13 protein-coding genes and 1 pseudogene are annotated in these 14,689 nt (G+C 70.3%); 8 read left to right on the plus strand and 6 right to left on the minus strand.

Annotated features, from left to right (window positions below):
• The first annotated feature begins 11 nt into the window (after window positions 1-11).
• The 5 genes from ACWDRB_RS08035 to ACWDRB_RS08055 all read left to right on the plus strand — a co-directional run bounded on the left by ACWDRB_RS08035 (window position 12) and on the right by ACWDRB_RS08055 (window position 3,602).
• Complete coding sequence (locus tag ACWDRB_RS08035; protein WP_449892385.1) at window positions 12-497, plus strand: N-acetyltransferase family protein; 486 nt, start codon at window positions 12-14, stop codon at window positions 495-497.
• A gap of 96 nt (window positions 498-593) precedes the next feature.
• Window positions 594-926, plus strand: a complete 333-nt coding sequence (locus ACWDRB_RS08040) for a YciI family protein (RefSeq protein ID WP_364249821.1) — start codon at window positions 594-596, stop codon at window positions 924-926.
• Complete coding sequence (locus tag ACWDRB_RS08045; protein WP_449892386.1) at window positions 919-2,154, plus strand: RNA polymerase sigma factor; 1,236 nt, start codon at window positions 919-921, stop codon at window positions 2,152-2,154. Before ACWDRB_RS08040 ends, ACWDRB_RS08045 begins: the two co-directional genes overlap by 8 nt.
• Before the next feature lie 93 nt (window positions 2,155-2,247).
• Entirely contained in the window at window positions 2,248-2,901 is a 654-nt protein-coding gene (locus ACWDRB_RS08050; protein ID WP_449892387.1) for a DUF998 domain-containing protein, read from the plus strand.
• A gap of 137 nt (window positions 2,902-3,038) precedes the next feature.
• The gene (locus ACWDRB_RS08055) at window positions 3,039-3,602 is read left to right on the plus strand and encodes a GNAT family N-acetyltransferase (RefSeq protein ID WP_449892388.1); all 564 of its coding nucleotides are present in this window, start codon (window positions 3,039-3,041) and stop codon (window positions 3,600-3,602) included.
• 11 nt (window positions 3,603-3,613) lie between these two features.
• Here ACWDRB_RS08055 and ACWDRB_RS08060 read toward each other — a convergent pair.
• Window positions 3,614-4,462: pseudogene (locus ACWDRB_RS08060) on the minus strand (helix-turn-helix domain-containing protein); the annotation flags it as partial.
• A gap of 196 nt (window positions 4,463-4,658) precedes the next feature.
• Between ACWDRB_RS08060 and ACWDRB_RS08065 the strand changes: the two are divergent.
• Window positions 4,659-5,039, plus strand: a complete 381-nt coding sequence (locus tag ACWDRB_RS08065) for a hypothetical protein (RefSeq protein ID WP_449892389.1) — start codon at window positions 4,659-4,661, stop codon at window positions 5,037-5,039.
• Between the two features lie 167 nt (window positions 5,040-5,206).
• Here the strand turns inward: ACWDRB_RS08065 and ACWDRB_RS08070 are convergent, their stop codons facing one another.
• A complete protein-coding gene (locus ACWDRB_RS08070; RefSeq protein ID WP_449892390.1) occupies window positions 5,207-5,683 on the minus strand; it encodes an NUDIX domain-containing protein in 477 nt (158 codons plus the stop codon).
• A 30-nt stretch (window positions 5,684-5,713) separates the two neighbouring features.
• Complete coding sequence (locus ACWDRB_RS08075; protein WP_449892391.1) at window positions 5,714-6,928, minus strand: helix-turn-helix domain-containing protein; 1,215 nt, start codon at window positions 6,926-6,928, stop codon at window positions 5,714-5,716.
• Window positions 6,929-7,052: 124 nt separating this feature from the next.
• Here ACWDRB_RS08075 and ACWDRB_RS08080 point away from each other — a divergent pair, with 124 nt between their 5' ends.
• Window positions 7,053-7,400: a hypothetical protein gene (locus ACWDRB_RS08080; protein ID WP_449892392.1), complete on the plus strand. Its 348-nt coding sequence runs from the start codon at window positions 7,053-7,055 to the stop codon at window positions 7,398-7,400.
• Window positions 7,401-8,395: 995 nt separating this feature from the next.
• Window positions 8,396-9,571 carry an elongation factor Tu gene (tuf, locus tag ACWDRB_RS08085; protein ID WP_449892393.1) on the plus strand — a complete coding sequence of 392 codons (1,176 nt, stop codon included), beginning with the start codon at window positions 8,396-8,398 and terminating at the stop codon, window positions 9,569-9,571.
• 66 nt (window positions 9,572-9,637) lie between these two features.
• Here tuf and ACWDRB_RS08090 read toward each other — a convergent pair whose 3' ends face one another.
• The 3 genes from ACWDRB_RS08090 to ACWDRB_RS08100 form a co-directional block, all read right to left on the minus strand.
• Window positions 9,638-10,447, minus strand: coding sequence for a class I SAM-dependent methyltransferase (locus ACWDRB_RS08090; RefSeq protein ID WP_449892394.1), 810 nt, complete (start codon window positions 10,445-10,447; stop codon window positions 9,638-9,640).
• Between the two features lie 87 nt (window positions 10,448-10,534).
• Entirely contained in the window at window positions 10,535-13,339 is a 2,805-nt protein-coding gene (locus ACWDRB_RS08095; protein WP_449892395.1) for a glycoside hydrolase family 2 TIM barrel-domain containing protein, read from the minus strand.
• Window positions 13,340-13,419: 80 nt separating this feature from the next.
• Window positions 13,420-14,568 (minus strand): amidohydrolase family protein, encoded by a 1,149-nt coding sequence (locus ACWDRB_RS08100; protein WP_449892397.1) that lies wholly within the window; start codon window positions 14,566-14,568, stop codon window positions 13,420-13,422.
• Between the last annotated feature and the right edge of the window lie 121 nt (window positions 14,569-14,689).

Raw genomic sequence — 14,689 nt, forward strand, 5'->3', positions numbered from 1 at the left:
TGCTGCCGTTCATGAACGAGGTCCGGATTCGGCCCGCATGCGATGACGATCTTGAAGGCGTCCTGGCGCTGGCTCCCCGGATCGCCGAGGGTGTGGCGGCGTGGCGTGACCTCGAGGGTGCCGCCCGGGCGGCGCGGGAGTGGCTTGCCGGGTCCCTCGCCGCGGCCGAGGCGCAGCGGGCAGTGGTGTTCGTCGCCGTGGACAGCGAGGACGCACAGGTCCTCGGCGTGGTGTCCGTCCAGCGCCAGCGGCACTTCACCGGTGCGATGGACGCCTACGTCGGCGAGTTGGCCGTCCATTCGCGAGCCGTACGTACGGGAGTGGGCCGGCGGTTGATGGCCGCCGCCGAGGACTGGGCCCAGCAGCAGGGCCTGCGTCACCTGACCCTGGAGACGGGGGCGGCGAACACGACCGCCCGGCGGTTCTACGCCGCGCTGGGGTATCTCGAAGAAGGAGTGCGGCTGACCCGCTCTCTGGAGCCCGCAACCTCTCTATGAGAAGTTGTCCATTTGGCGGAGGGCCGTTCGTGGTGATGGTGTACGGCGAGCCTGCCGTACGCCGAACTCACCCATGAAGGGGACACCGTGAAGTACATGATGCTGATCAACGCCGCCACCACCGACCAGGACGAGCAGTGCACCTTCGAGGACTGGATGGCCTACGACAAGGCCGTACACGAGGCGGGGATCTGGGTGTCCGGCGAGTCGCTGGCCGATCTGGTCACCGCCACGACCGTACGTGTGGACCGGGACGGGGTGCGGACCGTGATCGACGGGCCGTATGCCGAGACGCGGGAGGTTCTGGGCGGTTTCTATGTGATCGACGTACCGGACCTCGACGTGGCGCTCGACTGGGCCGCCCGTTGCCCGGGCGCGCGTGGCGGCGGGTCGGTGGTCGTGCGCCCGGTCGCCGACTTCAATGAATGAGGTCGAGGCGGTCTTCCGGGAGGAGCGCGGCAGGCTGCTGGCCGCGCTCGTGCGCCGCTTCGGTGACCTCGACCTCGCCGAGGAGGTGACCTCGGACGCCATCGAGGCGGCGTTGAAGCACTGGCCGGTCGAGGGTGTGCCGCCCAAGCCGGGCGCGTGGCTGATGACGACGGCGCGGCGCAAGGCGGTCGACCGGCTCAGGCGCGACCAGGCCTTCGCCGCGCGGCTGGCCATCCTGCAGGTGGAGGCGGAGCGGGCGGCGCACGCCCCTCCGGCCGACGCGGACGGCGGCGAGCTGCCGGACGAGCGGCTGCAGCTGTTCTTCACCTGCGCCCACCCCGCGCTGCCCGCCGAGGACCGCGGGGCGCTGACGTTGCGCTGCCTGGCGGGGCTGACCACGCCGGAGGTGGCGCGGGCGTACCTGGTGCCGGTGCAGACGATGGCCAAGCGGATCGTCCGGGCGAAGAAGAAGATCCGCGAGGCCCGCATCCCGTTCCGCGTGCCCGGCGCGGACGAGCTGCCGGAGCGGCTGCCCGGGGTGCTGCAGGTGATCTATTCGATCTTCACCGAGGGGTACGCCGCCAGCTCCGGCCCCGACCTGCAGCGCCTGGACCTGGCCGAGGAGGCGATCCGGCTGGCGCGCATCCTGCGCCGGCTGCTGCCCGCCGAGCGGGAGGTCGCCGGGCTGCTGGCGTTGACGCTGCTGGTCCACGCGCGCCGCGAGGCCCGTACCGGTCCCGACGGTGAGCCGGTGCTGCTGGACGAGCAGGACCGCGGCCGCTGGGACCGGGACCTGATCGAGGAGGGCTCGGCGCTGGTGGTGACCGCGCTGAGCGGCGGCCCGCCCGGCGTGTACGGCGTGCAGGCCGCGATCGCCGCCCTCCACGACGAGGCGGCGGACCTGGCCACGACCGACTGGCCGCAGGTCGTGGCCCTGTACGACGTGCTTCTCGCGCTCGACCCGTCCCCGGTGGTCGCGCTGAACCGGGCGGCGGCCGTGGCCATGCGCGACGGGCCGGAGGCGGGCCTGGCCCTGCTGGACGAGCTGGCCGGCGAGCCGCGGCTGCGCGCCTACCACCCGTACCTGCTGGCGCGCGCCGACCTGCTGCACCGGCTCGGCCGCCGTCCCGAGGCCGCCGCGGCCTATCGCGCAGCCCTGGAGGCGGCCGGGAGCGAGCCGGAGCGCGTCCACCTGCGGCGCCGCCTGGCCGCCGTCGAGGAGTCCTGAGGAATTGCGCGGGCGGCTGTCCATCCGGCCGCATCCCGTTCGTGGTCATGCCGTGCGACGAAGCGATGACCACCGACCGCGAAAGGATCCACGATGAGCACCGTTACCGAGCCCACGACCTCCCCTGCGACAGGGACCGCGCTGCTGCTGGGCTGCGGCGCGGTCGCCGGGATCCTGTTCCCCGCCGTGTCGTTCACGCAGGCCTTCACCCGGACCGGATTCGACCTGCGGCGGCACGCGCTGAGCGCTCTCACGCTCGGCGACCTGGGCTGGCTGCAGACCGCGAATTTCGCGCTCACGGGCCTGCTGGCGTGCGCCTTCGCGCTCGGCGTACGGCGGGCCGCCCGTCCCGGTGTGGCGGGAGCGGCCGCTTCGCTCATCGGGCCGATCCTGATCGGCGCGTACGGCGTGGCGATGGTCGGCGGCGGGGTCTTCGCGCCCGATCCCGCACTGGGCTGGCCGGCCGGCGCCCCCGCCGGGCTGCCGGAGCGCCTCAGCACCGGCAGTATGTTGCACACGGTCTTCGGGGCGACGGCGTTCCTGTCGCTGATCGTGGCCGGGCTCGTCTTCGCGCGGCGGTTCGCGAGCCGTGGCTGGATGGCCTACAGCGTCGTCAGCAGCCTGGCCACGTTCGTCCTCACGGTGCCGCCGTGGGGCGAGGACAGCGCCAGCCTGCGCTTCGCCGCCGGCGCCGTACTCATCTCCGCCTGGCTCGCCGCCCTGTCCGTTCGGCTCAGACAACGCTGATCGACGAAATTCGGCATGTGACAGAACGACATGACTCGCGTGGACGGCGGCGGACGGCTTCTGTGTTTCTGGGTGGCGGTGTCACGCGGAAGAAAAAGTGATTGCCTCGGGGCCAGAGCTCATGTTGGCTGGCCAGCATGGCTGAACTGCGTACCGATCGCCTCATCTTGCGCCGATGGCGTGACTCCGACCTTGAACCGTGGGCGGCGATGAATGCCGATCCCGAAGTCCGGGAGCACTTGGGCGACCTGCTTACCCGCGAACAGAGCGATGCCTCCGTGGCTCGATTCCAGGCCGAGTTCGACCAGCGAGGCTACGGGTGGTGGGCGGTTGAGGTGGAGGCCACAGGTGAGTTCATCGGCTTCGCAGGCTTGGATGAAGTGGACGACCACATGCCGTTCACAGGAGTGGAGATCGGCTGGCGGCTCGCCCGCTCGGCCTGGGGCCAGGGCTACGCTACCGAGGCTGCGCTGACAGTTCTGGCCCACGGCTTTGACGCTCTTGAGCTTCCTGAGATCCTCGCTGTCACAACGGCCACCAACCTTCGTTCCCAGGCGGTGATGCGCCGGATCGGCATGACTCGGGACCCGGCCGACGACTTCGACGACCCGACCGAGCCCGAAGGGCCACTGCGTCCGAACGTGCTGTACCGCATCGCCCGTAGTGCGAGGGTCCTGACGTTCTCCGCTGGGGTCGTTTGAGCAGGCTGCGGCGGCAACGGGCGTCCACCCCAGCGGATGCCTTTCTCGCTGCGAATACGGGCGCGTTCCCTGCGTTGGGCGGCGAGCACGTCAGGGCGGCGGGCGTGGGCGTTGCGCCGGCGCAGATAAGCGTGCAGGGCCCGGGTCTGCGCGGGACGGCTGCGATGGTTGGAGTCGGCCAGGGTGAACCGGCGCAGCGGACCGAAGTGGGCCTCGATCGGGTTGGCTCAGGAAGCGTAGGTCGGGGTGAAGCACAGCTCGACCTTGTCCCAGCAGGAGCCCGCGGTGGGCCGGATCCCTAGCGGCCCGAACTCGTCGAAGGCCAAGACGCGGTCGGGGAAGCGGTCCAGCACTTGCTCGATGCGGTCGAGCTTGGCGTCGCGATCCGGGTCGGGCGATTCCTTCCAGGCCTTGGTGCGCTGGGAGGTGATGCCGCGGCGCAATTGTTGGCAGCGAAACGTTTCCCGGCCGACGCGGATGATGCGTCCGTGTACCTTCCGCAGGTAAGCGGCGAGTTTGCGGATCGACCAGCGGGTGAAGGGCTGGCCGAGCTTGGTGGGGCGGGTGGCGGCCGTCCTGACGACGAAGTCCTCGTCGTCAGGGCTGAGCAGGCGGGGACGGCCTCCCGCCCACCGAGGGTCCAGACAGGCCAGACCGATCTCGTTGAACCGGTGGATCACATCCCCCGCACTGTGTCCTCGTCAGCCTGCACCAGCTGGGCGATCATCGGAACACGGTTCCTGCCGACGGAGGCCGGCAGCATCATCGCGCGCCGAACTCGTGCTGCCCCGCCGCACGATCTGCTGCAGCTTCTGCCCCTCCTGGTCGGTCAGTCTGCGCGCACGGACAGGCTCAGCCACCGCGCCTCCAGCAGTCGAATGGACGTCACCGCACATCCAACCGCCATGACCGCCACCACGGCGAACCTACGCGGTCAGAGCACTGGCCTGGTCGGCGCAGTTCGTCCTCTGTGGCCGTATCGTAGTGCCCGCTCCGCCTGCGCGGCAGCGGCCTGACCAGGTCGGTGGCTTCGACCTTGCAGCCGGCCAGCTGAGCATGGTGGGCAGCCTGTGCCCGGGTGTGCGGGTTCGTGCCCTGCGCGGCACCGCCGCCCGCATGGCCGCCAGCGTCCCGATCAACGACGACGTCACCCTGAACGTCGACACCAGCGACCCCGCCGATCCCCTCCGCCAGCCGTTCCAGACGGGGAATCGCCCTGCATGGGTGTCCGATGGAGGAGAACGACGCGCCAGCCTCCGAGGGCCGACGATAGACCAACTCACTGTCGGCCTTCACGGTCTCTTCGCCCCCTCCTTCCAGGCGACGTTCGCTCCCGGCGCGCTCGGCGGCGGCCAGCTCATCGACGCCTTCTGTGTTTCTGCGGTGATGTCTGCGGTGGGCCCGCCTCCCTTCCAAAGGCACATCAGGTCCAGCTGATCGCGCGCCGTGCTCGGAAGCGATGTGTGCCTCAACGAAGATTTGGGCGGCCGCTCGGGATGTGTCCTCCGTCAAAACGACGGTGCCGCCGCCGCCCTTCACTGTCATCGGGCGAGCGCCACGTGGTCTGTTCCCGCCCCTCCCGGATCGTGGTCTTCCAGAGTTGGTTACTCAGTGGGGACAGCCCGGCCATGCTCCAGATAAACCGTCTCTCCCCGCTCACGGGCAGTGGCGGCAGCATTGATGCGGCGGGCAAGACGCTCGATCAGGAGGTCGTCCGACTCATCAACGCGGTGGAACTCGTACGCGCTCAGCTCCTTGTCGGCGAACCTGATCTGTTTGATCACGTCGCTCTCGAGGGTGCCGCCGTCGAACACGAAAAGGACCTTGTCCCCCTCCTGGGGATGAGGAGCCCAGTCGACCACGAGGAGACGGCCGATGGCCGGCTGAATGCCCAGCTCCTCGCGAACCTCACGAACGCACGCCTGATGCGGCGTCTCCCCCGGCTCAACATATCCGCCGGGGATGTCCATGTAGGACTTGTACGTTGGCCGGACAAGCAGCACGTGGCCGGCCTCGTCAAAGAACAGCGCACCTGCGGCGGCGCGCGCCTGGGCGAACGGCACGGTCCCCTGATCGCTCACGACCTCGACTTTACGCGACCGCGGCCGCTCTCATACGATGTGCAGCCGCCGGGCAAGAGCAGCAAGTTGGAAGCTGGGCTTGCCCTTCTGACGTCTGATCCACGACATCGTGAGATGGCGACTGAGGTAGTGATGACGCACCTGCTCGGGCGCGATCGTCTCAGCCTCCAGCAACGCCGCCATGGCGGCGTCGGTACGGTTCCACAGGCTCAGTGCGTGGGCGACGGCAAGCCCGTGGCGGGCTCTGCGCTCAATCGGCAGCCCCCTGGTATCCAGCCGCGGCCCGAGCTCCACGGCAACCTGAATGTCTCCCAACTCGATCGCCGTCGCCACCTCGTGGATACGGACGTTCGTCGGCCCGAACGCTGTCCAAACGTGGTTGGCGTCCCTGCCAAGCCGCGTAGCCGAACCCCGGGCCTCTGCGAGGAAGGCCCGCGTCGTATTCCGATCGTCATCCCGTGCCGCAGCCATGGAGCCGGCGAGATACAGGGTGCCGTACACCGACAGCAGCTCAGGCGTGGCGTGCGGAAGATCAGAAGACAGAAGCTCGGCGGCGTCCTCGGTGAGTTGCTTGGCCGCCTCGTAGCGGCCGTTGGACAGCAAGGCGTGCGTCACAGAGCGAAGCAACGAAGCTGTGACGAGCTGATCGCCGGACTCCCGGGCAAAGGTCAATCCTCGCTCAGCGGCGATCCACGCCAGATCAGCCTCGCCTACCTTGGTCAGAATGCTGGCGGCAGCGTGATAAACCTGCCCGAGCACCCCCAGCGATGCCAGGCGGGCGTCACCCCCGCCGGCACGCACAGCGTGATGCGCTTCGCCCAGGAGTCCCGGAAGCGTCCGTATGACGTAGCTGTACCTGGCTCCCTGGTACGCCCGCCATACCTCACCAAGCATCCGCTCCAGCTCCGCCGGACATGGCGGTTCTACGGCCTGGATCAGCTCGGCCATCGGCGAAAGCTGCCGATAGTCGGTAATCGCCGCCCGCAATGCGGGGATCGTCTGATCACCACTCTCATCGGTCCACTCGAACAGCTGTGGCTCGGCCAGTAGATCGCCAAGAGAGACATCCAGCGCGTTGGCCAGAGACCTGATGACGGACAACCGATCCAGAGTGATGCGGTCGTTCTCGACCTTGCTCAACCAATCGGTGGTCCGCCCCACCAACCCGGCCAGTACGTCCTGAGCCATCCCTCGCCGTCGCCGATACCAGGCCACGCGCTGGCCGATGGACAGCTTGCTGGTCATTCCCCGCATGTCCTCATCCTCATCGGGCGCTCACCGCATACCCCGGAATTTCTTTCCGGGGTCGCGGCTCAGCCGACACATACCGTCACGCTACGTCACCGCCGATGGAAGGGGAGGGCCGCTCATGAAACCACCAAACCGCTATCTCTCACCGCAGAAACTGGCTGCCGACGAGCTGGCCGAAGCCCTCAGGGCCCTGGGCATCCCCACAGACGTGCACGACGGCTACGGCCTGACCTTGGTATCCGTCTGGATCGGGCTGGTCGTCTGGTGCGACGGTGAATTGTTCTGGTGGCGCTCAGGCTGGGACGAGCGCCGCAAGCGCGTCATCTACGCCCGCCACGCCACCATCGACCCAGCCCGGGCGGCTCAACGCGTCGCCTTCCGGTACGCCGACCTCCGGAGGAACCCGCCGGAGCCAGAAGCAGTCAAAGATCTGCTCCCCGCCGACGCAAAGGAAACCCAACTGTGAAACTGGCACTGCGAACAGCTGGTTGCCGAGCCGAGGTCGTCGAACTGCTTCACAGCCCCATCAACACACGAAACGCCGGCATTTGGCTTATCGGCGAACACGGAAGAGTGGTCGCCACACTCCGCAACGGCACCCTCGCCCTTCTCGAACTGGATGGCAGCCCGAACGACGTGCTCGGCAGGGTTCGAAGGTGGTCCTTCCATTGGGATGATCTGCTTGTTCATCCCGGCGAGTCCAAGGCGGATGAGAACGCCATCTGCTTGCGCTTGGGGCTCTCAGGCTACGATCGAGAGGCCGTTCGACATGCCGTCCCATCGGACGCGGAGCGAGCCCTGTGCGGACAGAATGCATACCCCCTTCCGGTCTGCGGTTGGTCATTGCCATTTCGAGTAACGAGCCCACGTGCCTGCGCCAGTTGCGCTCAATTGGCGCAGTAGATTTGCTCGCCAAGCTTTGAATCCCTCGATCTCGTACGTACAGGATCGGGCCATCTCCGGGCGAGGGCTGTCCTGGGTTCCGTTTCGGCCTCCAGAGGGCCCGAAAGGCATGCCGGTCCGGGGTGGGTGTCAGTCGGCCCACCGCCTCGTCGGTCAACGGGTGGGCCCGCGATGGCGCCGGAGGCGCGGGGGGTGCGCCGTCAGGCGCCTTGGTAGGGACGCCTGAGCCCTTTGGCGCGAAGCGCCGCCTTGGCGAAGACCTTTGGCACCGGGGCGGGCTCCAGCAGGCCGGCCATCCAGATGGGCAACGGGAGGGTGGCACCGGCCCACCTACCCCCTGGGGAATATTCGGTTGCGGGCGCGTGCTGTGGATCGCACTATGTTCCTCATGTTCCTGCACGCTCTCCTTGTAACGCCCGCGGTGCCGGGCGTGCTTGAGCGTGCCTGCGACGGCCTGGAGCGTTGACCTCTTCCCGTGAGTCCTGAGGTGACCCGGCGGGGGGAGGTTGTCGGCCCCGAGTACGGGTCACACGGAAACCAGGTCTCAAGGAAGGAACCATGGCCAAGCAGGCCTACGTACGGAACAAGCCGCATCTCAACATCGGCACGATGGGGCACGTCGACCACGGCAAGACCACGCTGACCGCCGCCATCACGAAGGTGCTGGCGCAGCGCGGGCAGGCCACGTACACGCCGTTCGAGCGGATCGACCGCACGCCCGAGGAGGCGCGGCGCGGGATCACGATCAACATCTCGCACGTCGAGTACGAGACCGCCACCCGCCACTACGCGCACGTGGACATGCCCGGGCACGCCGACTACGTGAAGAACATGATCACGGGGGCGGCGCAGCTGGACGGCGCGATCCTCGTCGTGTCCGCGCACGACGGGATCATGCCGCAGACCAGGGAGCACGTGCTGCTCGCCAAGCGGGTCGGCGTCGAGCACCTGGTCGTGGCCGTCAACAAGGCCGACGGCGCGGACCCGGAGCTGACCGACCTGGTCGAGCTGGAGCTGCAGGAGCTGCTGGCCGAGCACGGCTACGACGGCGTCCCGATGGTGCGGGTGTCCGGGCTGCGGGCGCTGGAAGGCGACCCGGTCTGGATCGCGTCGATCGAGGCGCTGCTCCAGGCGGTGGACGAGCACATCCCCGTGCCGGTGCGGTACGTGGACGCGCCGTTCCTCATGCCGGTCGAGAACGTGCTCACGGTCACCGGCCGGGGCACGGTCGTCACCGGGGCCATCGAGCGCGGCACCGTCCGGGTCGGTGACTCGGTGGAGGCGGTCGGGTTCGGTGAGGCGTTCGGCGCCGTCGTCACGGGCGTGGAGACGTTCGGCAAGACGATGGAGCGGGGCGAGGCCGGTGACAACGCGGCGGTGCTGCTGCGCGGGATCCGCCGCGAGCAGGTACGGCGCGGCATGGTGCTGGCAGCGCCCGGCAGCCAGCGCGCCCACCGGTCCTTCACCGCCCGCGTGTACCTCCTGACCGCGGAGGAGGGCGGGCGGCGCAAGCCGATCGCGTCCGGCTACCGGCCGCAGTTCTACCTGCGGACGACGGACGTGCCCGGGGAGCTGACGCTCAGCGGCGCCGTCGCCGCCCGGCCGGGTGACACGGTGGACGTGGCGGTCGAGCTGGGCAAGGCGGTCGCGCTGGAGCCCGGGCTGGGCTTCGCCATCCGCGAGGGCGGGCTGACGGTCGGCGCGGGCACGATCCTCACCGTGCCCGACGCCTGACCGGCCGCGCCACGCCCGGCCCCAGGAGCGCCCGGCCCCGGAAGCAGAAGGGCCGGGCGCGTCCGGTCAGGGGCGGACGCCCGTCGCGAAGCGGACGGTGCGGGGAAGCACGAAGCGGTCCTGGGGGAGCGCCGCCTCCAGGGCCGCCCGGGCCTCCTCGCGCAGATGCTCCGGGATCGCCTCCAGCGGGGCCCTGCGGGCGGCCGACCAGAGCCAGTCCCACACCTGCCCCGCCTCGACGGCCACCTCGAACACCACGTCCTCGTGCCGCACCCCGCCCAGCCCGCCCGCCTCGAACAGCCCGGTCAGCTCTTCGGCCGAGCCCAGCGTGTGGCTGAACGGTGCGCCGCCCGCCCCCGACGTGTACGGCTCCAGCGCCCGCCCGACCAGGCCGAGCAGCTCGACCTCGACCGGGCTCGACCGCACCAGCAGGCTGGCCGACAACCGGCCCCCGGACCGCAGCAGCCCGGTCATGGAGCGTCCGGCGGCCAGCGGGTCGGGCAGGAAGTACAGCATCATCCCGGCCAGCACGACGTCGAACCGCTCGCCGGGCAGCAGTTCCTCGGCCCGCTCCGCGTCGCCCAGCAGGACGGTCGCGTGGCTCAGGCCGTACCGCTCGATCTCGGCCGTGGCGGCGGCGACCATGCCGGGCGCGAGGTCCAGCCCGACCACCCGCCCCGTGGGGCCGACGGCCTGGGCCGCGGGCACGAGCGAGGCGCCCGTCCCGCAGCCGGCGTCCAGGACGCGGTCGCCCGGCCCGGGCGCGGCCTGGCGTACCAGCTCGGCGGCCACGGGCGCGAAGAACGGCACCCCCACCTGCTCGTACGTCCCGGACGCGCGGTCGAACACACCGGCCAGGTACTCCTTGGCATCCATCACATTCCTCCCGTTGAACGTCAGTGAACGGTCAGCACGAAGGCTGCGCGGCCCCGGGGAGGGGCCGCGCATGATCAGATCCGTCGGTCAGCTGGGCTCGAAGCGGAGCCTGAACGTCGTCCGCCCGGCCCTGAGGTCGTGGACGGGAAGGGCGCCGGGCCCGCAGGTGGCGGTGCCGATGCCCTGCTGGGCCAGGTCGAGGCCGAGGTGCACGCGCTCTCCCGGCACCAGGTCCGGCCGGTGCCGTGCCCGGTCCAGATCGAAGGCGCTCCACGGCCGCGCGGTCAGCCCGAACACCGGGAACCCGCGCACCGTGAAGGCGCCGAAGTCGGCCCAGCGCACGTCCGCCCGGTGGCCGTTCTCCTGCGGGAACACGTACGGCGTCTGGAACTCGTCCAGGGTCGCCCGCCAGCGGCCGACCCTGGCGGCCATCCCGGTGTCCGGGTAGGCCTCGCCCGGCCCCCTGCCGAACCAGGTGATGTGCTCGACCGCACCTGCGGGCAGCGACATGTCCAGCCCGAGGCGTGGGATGGGGTCCGCCCAGTCACCCTCCGGCTCCACGTCCACTCGCAGCTCCAGGCCGCCGTCCGAGGCCGTCCAGGTGTAGGTGGCGCGCATGCCGGCGTCGGTCGCGGCCGGCGCCACCCGCGTGCGCACGGTCAGCGCGTCACCGATCTCGACCTCGTCCACGCGGTGGGTGAGGCGGTGCAGGCCGAGCCCGCGCCACTTGCCGGCCAGCCCGCCGTAGGTGTCGTTGTCGGTCGGAGCCCGCCACAGGCCGAGCCGCGGCCCCTCCACCTCCACGCCGAACAGCCTGACCAGGCGCCCGGTCTCCAGGTCGAAGGCCGAGTCCCCCGCGGAACCCACGGAGATCTCGCCGCCGTCGCGGACCAGCCCGGCGCTCCACGTCGCGGGCGCGCCCTCGACGGCCTCGCCGATGAGCGGCGACAGGAGCGCCTGGCCCCAGGCCACCTCGTGGCCCGCTCCGGCCCACGGCTGGTCGGCAGCCAGCACCGCGCGTACGGTGAGCCACACCTCGGAGCCCGAGTCCAGGCCGGGTGCGGCGGGCAGCTTGACCTCGCCGCCCTCGGCGGGCACGGTCAGCCGGTGCTCGGCGACCGTCTCCCCGTCCGCCTCCACCGTGGCCAGGAACTCCAGGTGCGACAGGTCCGCGAAGCCGTGACCGTTGACGACGCGCACCACGCCGTCCCCGAACTCGAACCGGACCGGCTCGAACACCTTCTTCAGGTCGATCAGCCCGGGCGACGGCTTGCGGTCGGGGAAGACGAGGCCGTCGATGACGAAGTTCGAGTCGTGCACGGGCTCGCCGTAGTCGCCGCCGTACGCGTACTCGTACTCCGGATGCGCGAGCCCGTGGTCGATCCACTCCCAGATGAACCCGCCGGCCAGCCGCGGATACTTCTCGAACAGCTCCTGGTACTCGGCCAGCCCGCCGGGCCCGTTGCCCATGGCGTGGGCGTACTCGCACTGCATGAACGGCATGCCGCGGCGCCGCGCGTCCAGTTCGGGGTCGTCCAGCGGCGCCTCCTCCTGCCGCCCGATGAGCTCGACCTCGGCGTGCGAGGCGTACATGCGGGAGTAGACGTCCGTGTGCGCGCAGGACCGGTCGCCCTCGTAGTGGATCGGGCGGGACGGGTCGCGCTCGCGGGTCCAGTCGGACATGACGGCCAGGTTCCTGCCGACGCCCGCCTCGTTGCCGAGCGACCACATGATGATGCTGGGGTGGTTCTTGTCGCGTTCGACCATGCGGCGCATGCGGTCGAGCAGCGCGTCGGCGTAGCGGGGGTCGTCGGTGGGGTTGCCGCGCCAGCCGATCATGCCGAAGCCGTGGGTCTCGAGGTCGCACTCGTCGATGACCCACAGGCCCAGCTCGTCGCACAGGTCGAGGAAGTCGGGGTGGGGCGGGTAGTGGCTGGTCCGGACGGCGTTGACGTTGTGCCGCTTCATCAGCAGCACGTCCTCGCGCATCGTCTCGTACGTCAGCGTACGGCCGCTCTCCGGATGGAACTCGTGCCGGTTCACGCCCTTGAACAGCAGCGGGCGGCCGTTGGCCAGGAGCACGCCGTCCACGATGGAGATCGTGCGGAAGCCGACGCGCAGCCGTACCGTCTCCTCGGGGAGGGTGAGGACGGCGTCGTACAGGCGGGGCGTCTCGGCCGTCCACGGCTCCACCTCCAGCGTCACCTCCGCCCCGGGCGCGAGGTCGGCGACGCCGAGCTCGGGGACGCTCAGCGTGCCCGAGCCCTCGAAGCCGAGCGTGCCGCGCCCGTCCGCGTAGGAGGCGCGCACGAAGACGTCGGCGGTGGAGCGGGTGAGGGTGACGTCCCGGAAGATGCCCGGCAGCCACCACATGTCCTGGTCCTCGAGGTAGCTGGCGGCCGACCACTGGTGCACGCGGACGGCCAGCACGTTGCGTCCCGGCCGCAGGTACGGCCCCGCGTCGAACTCGGCGGGCAGTCTGCTGCCGGTCCAGAAGCCCAGCTCGTGGCCGTTGAGCCAGACCCTGGCGAAGGAGTCGGCGCCCTCGAACCGCAGCCGGCCGCCCGTCCACCCCTCCGGCAGGTCGAACACGCGGCGGTAGTCGCCCGTCGGGTTCTCGTCCGGGACCCGGGGCGGGTCGACGGGGATCGGGAAGTCGACGTTGGTGTACGCGGGGGCGCCGTGCCCGTGCAGGTTCCAGTGGGACGGGACCGGGAGCTCGTCCCAGCCGGCGTCGTCGAAGGCCGGCTGGGCGAAGTCGTCAGGGACGTTCGCGGTGGGTGAGAGGCGGAAGCGCCACGTGCCGTTGAGGTCGAGGGCGGGCGCGTCAGAGCGGAGTGCTGCCCGGGGTTCGAGCAGTCCCGAACCGGGGGAGAAAGTTTCGAGATCCATCGCGGTCGAGCCTAGAGGTTAGAGATGGTTTCGTCATCGATGAGTTTTCTGTCCACACATGGGCGGAACATCGTTCGCCTTCACCCTCCGAGGTCATAGACGCGGTGGGCGTTCTCCGCACCCACCATCCAGGCCACCCGCATCGCCTGCTCCACCGACCACTCCCCCTCGGCCACGAACCCGCCGACCACCCGCGCCATCGCGCGCCGCCACAGCAGCGCCCCGAGATAGTGCAGCTCGGCCGGGCCGAAGCCGTCGGAGGAGAAGAGCAGCTTCGCGAACGGCGCCACCTCCAGGCTCTCGGCCACCAGCGCCACGCTGCGCGCGCCGGTGTAGCTCACGCCCAGCCCCACGTCGAAGAACACGTTCGGGTACGCGTGCGCCAGCAGCCCCGCGTGCCGCTGGTACGGGTAGCAGTGCAGCAACAGCAGCGGCACCCCGGTCGGCTCGGCCAGCTCGATGAGCCCGCGCAGCAGCAGCGGGTCCGACCGGCGCAGGTCCACGTCCGGGTCCCCGAACCCGATGTGGAACTGCAGCGGCAGGCCCCGCTCCAGCCCCGTCCAGATGAGATGGCGCAGCAGCACGGGATCGGACAGCCGCCCGCCCCCGGCGGACAACCAGCGCCCGGCGGCCTCCGTGACCTCCTCGCGCGTGGGCGGCGCGGGGTCAAAGTCGAGCCCGCAGCGGTAGGCGGCGATGCTCTTGAGCCCGCGCGCCGTACGCGTGCGCTCCCACAGCGCCTCGGCGAACCGGTCGGCGAACGCGCCCGCCCCGCACCCGCCGGCGGCCACCTGCTCGGCCACGGCCTCCAGCCGCACCACCTCGTCGGCCGGCACGCCGGTGACCTCCGCCATGCCGGAGGGCCCGAGCAGCTCCTCACCCCGGTAGCCGGTCTCGACCAGGAAGTGCCCGATGCCGCTCGCGCCCAGCAGCAGCCGGTTGGTCTCGTCGGCGCCGAGCCGGGCGCGCCTGGCCAGGTACTCCTCCGGCGTGCAGTACGGGTCCAGGCCGAGCACCGGCGCGCAGTGCCGCAGGATGGCGTGGCCGACCTGGGAGTCGAACGGGGTCATCCACGACGGCACCGGCCGGTCGGACTCGGTGATCAGCTCCTCGAACGCCCGGCGCGACAGGTCGTGGGACGTGACGCCGTGCACGTGGTGGTCCACCAGCGCCATCTCCTCGATGGCACGCACGAAGCCGGCGGGCATGAGGTCGAGCTCACTGGACATCGGCGGTGTCTCCCCAGGTCTCCCTACCCGGTCAGGATAGGGAGCTACCCGCGTCAGGAGGGGTTCACGCGCCGCGGTGAAAAGTTGTGGCCATGGGTGACAAGACAGACGAAAACTGTTT

This window comes from Nonomuraea sp. NPDC003707 (assembly GCF_053587055.1).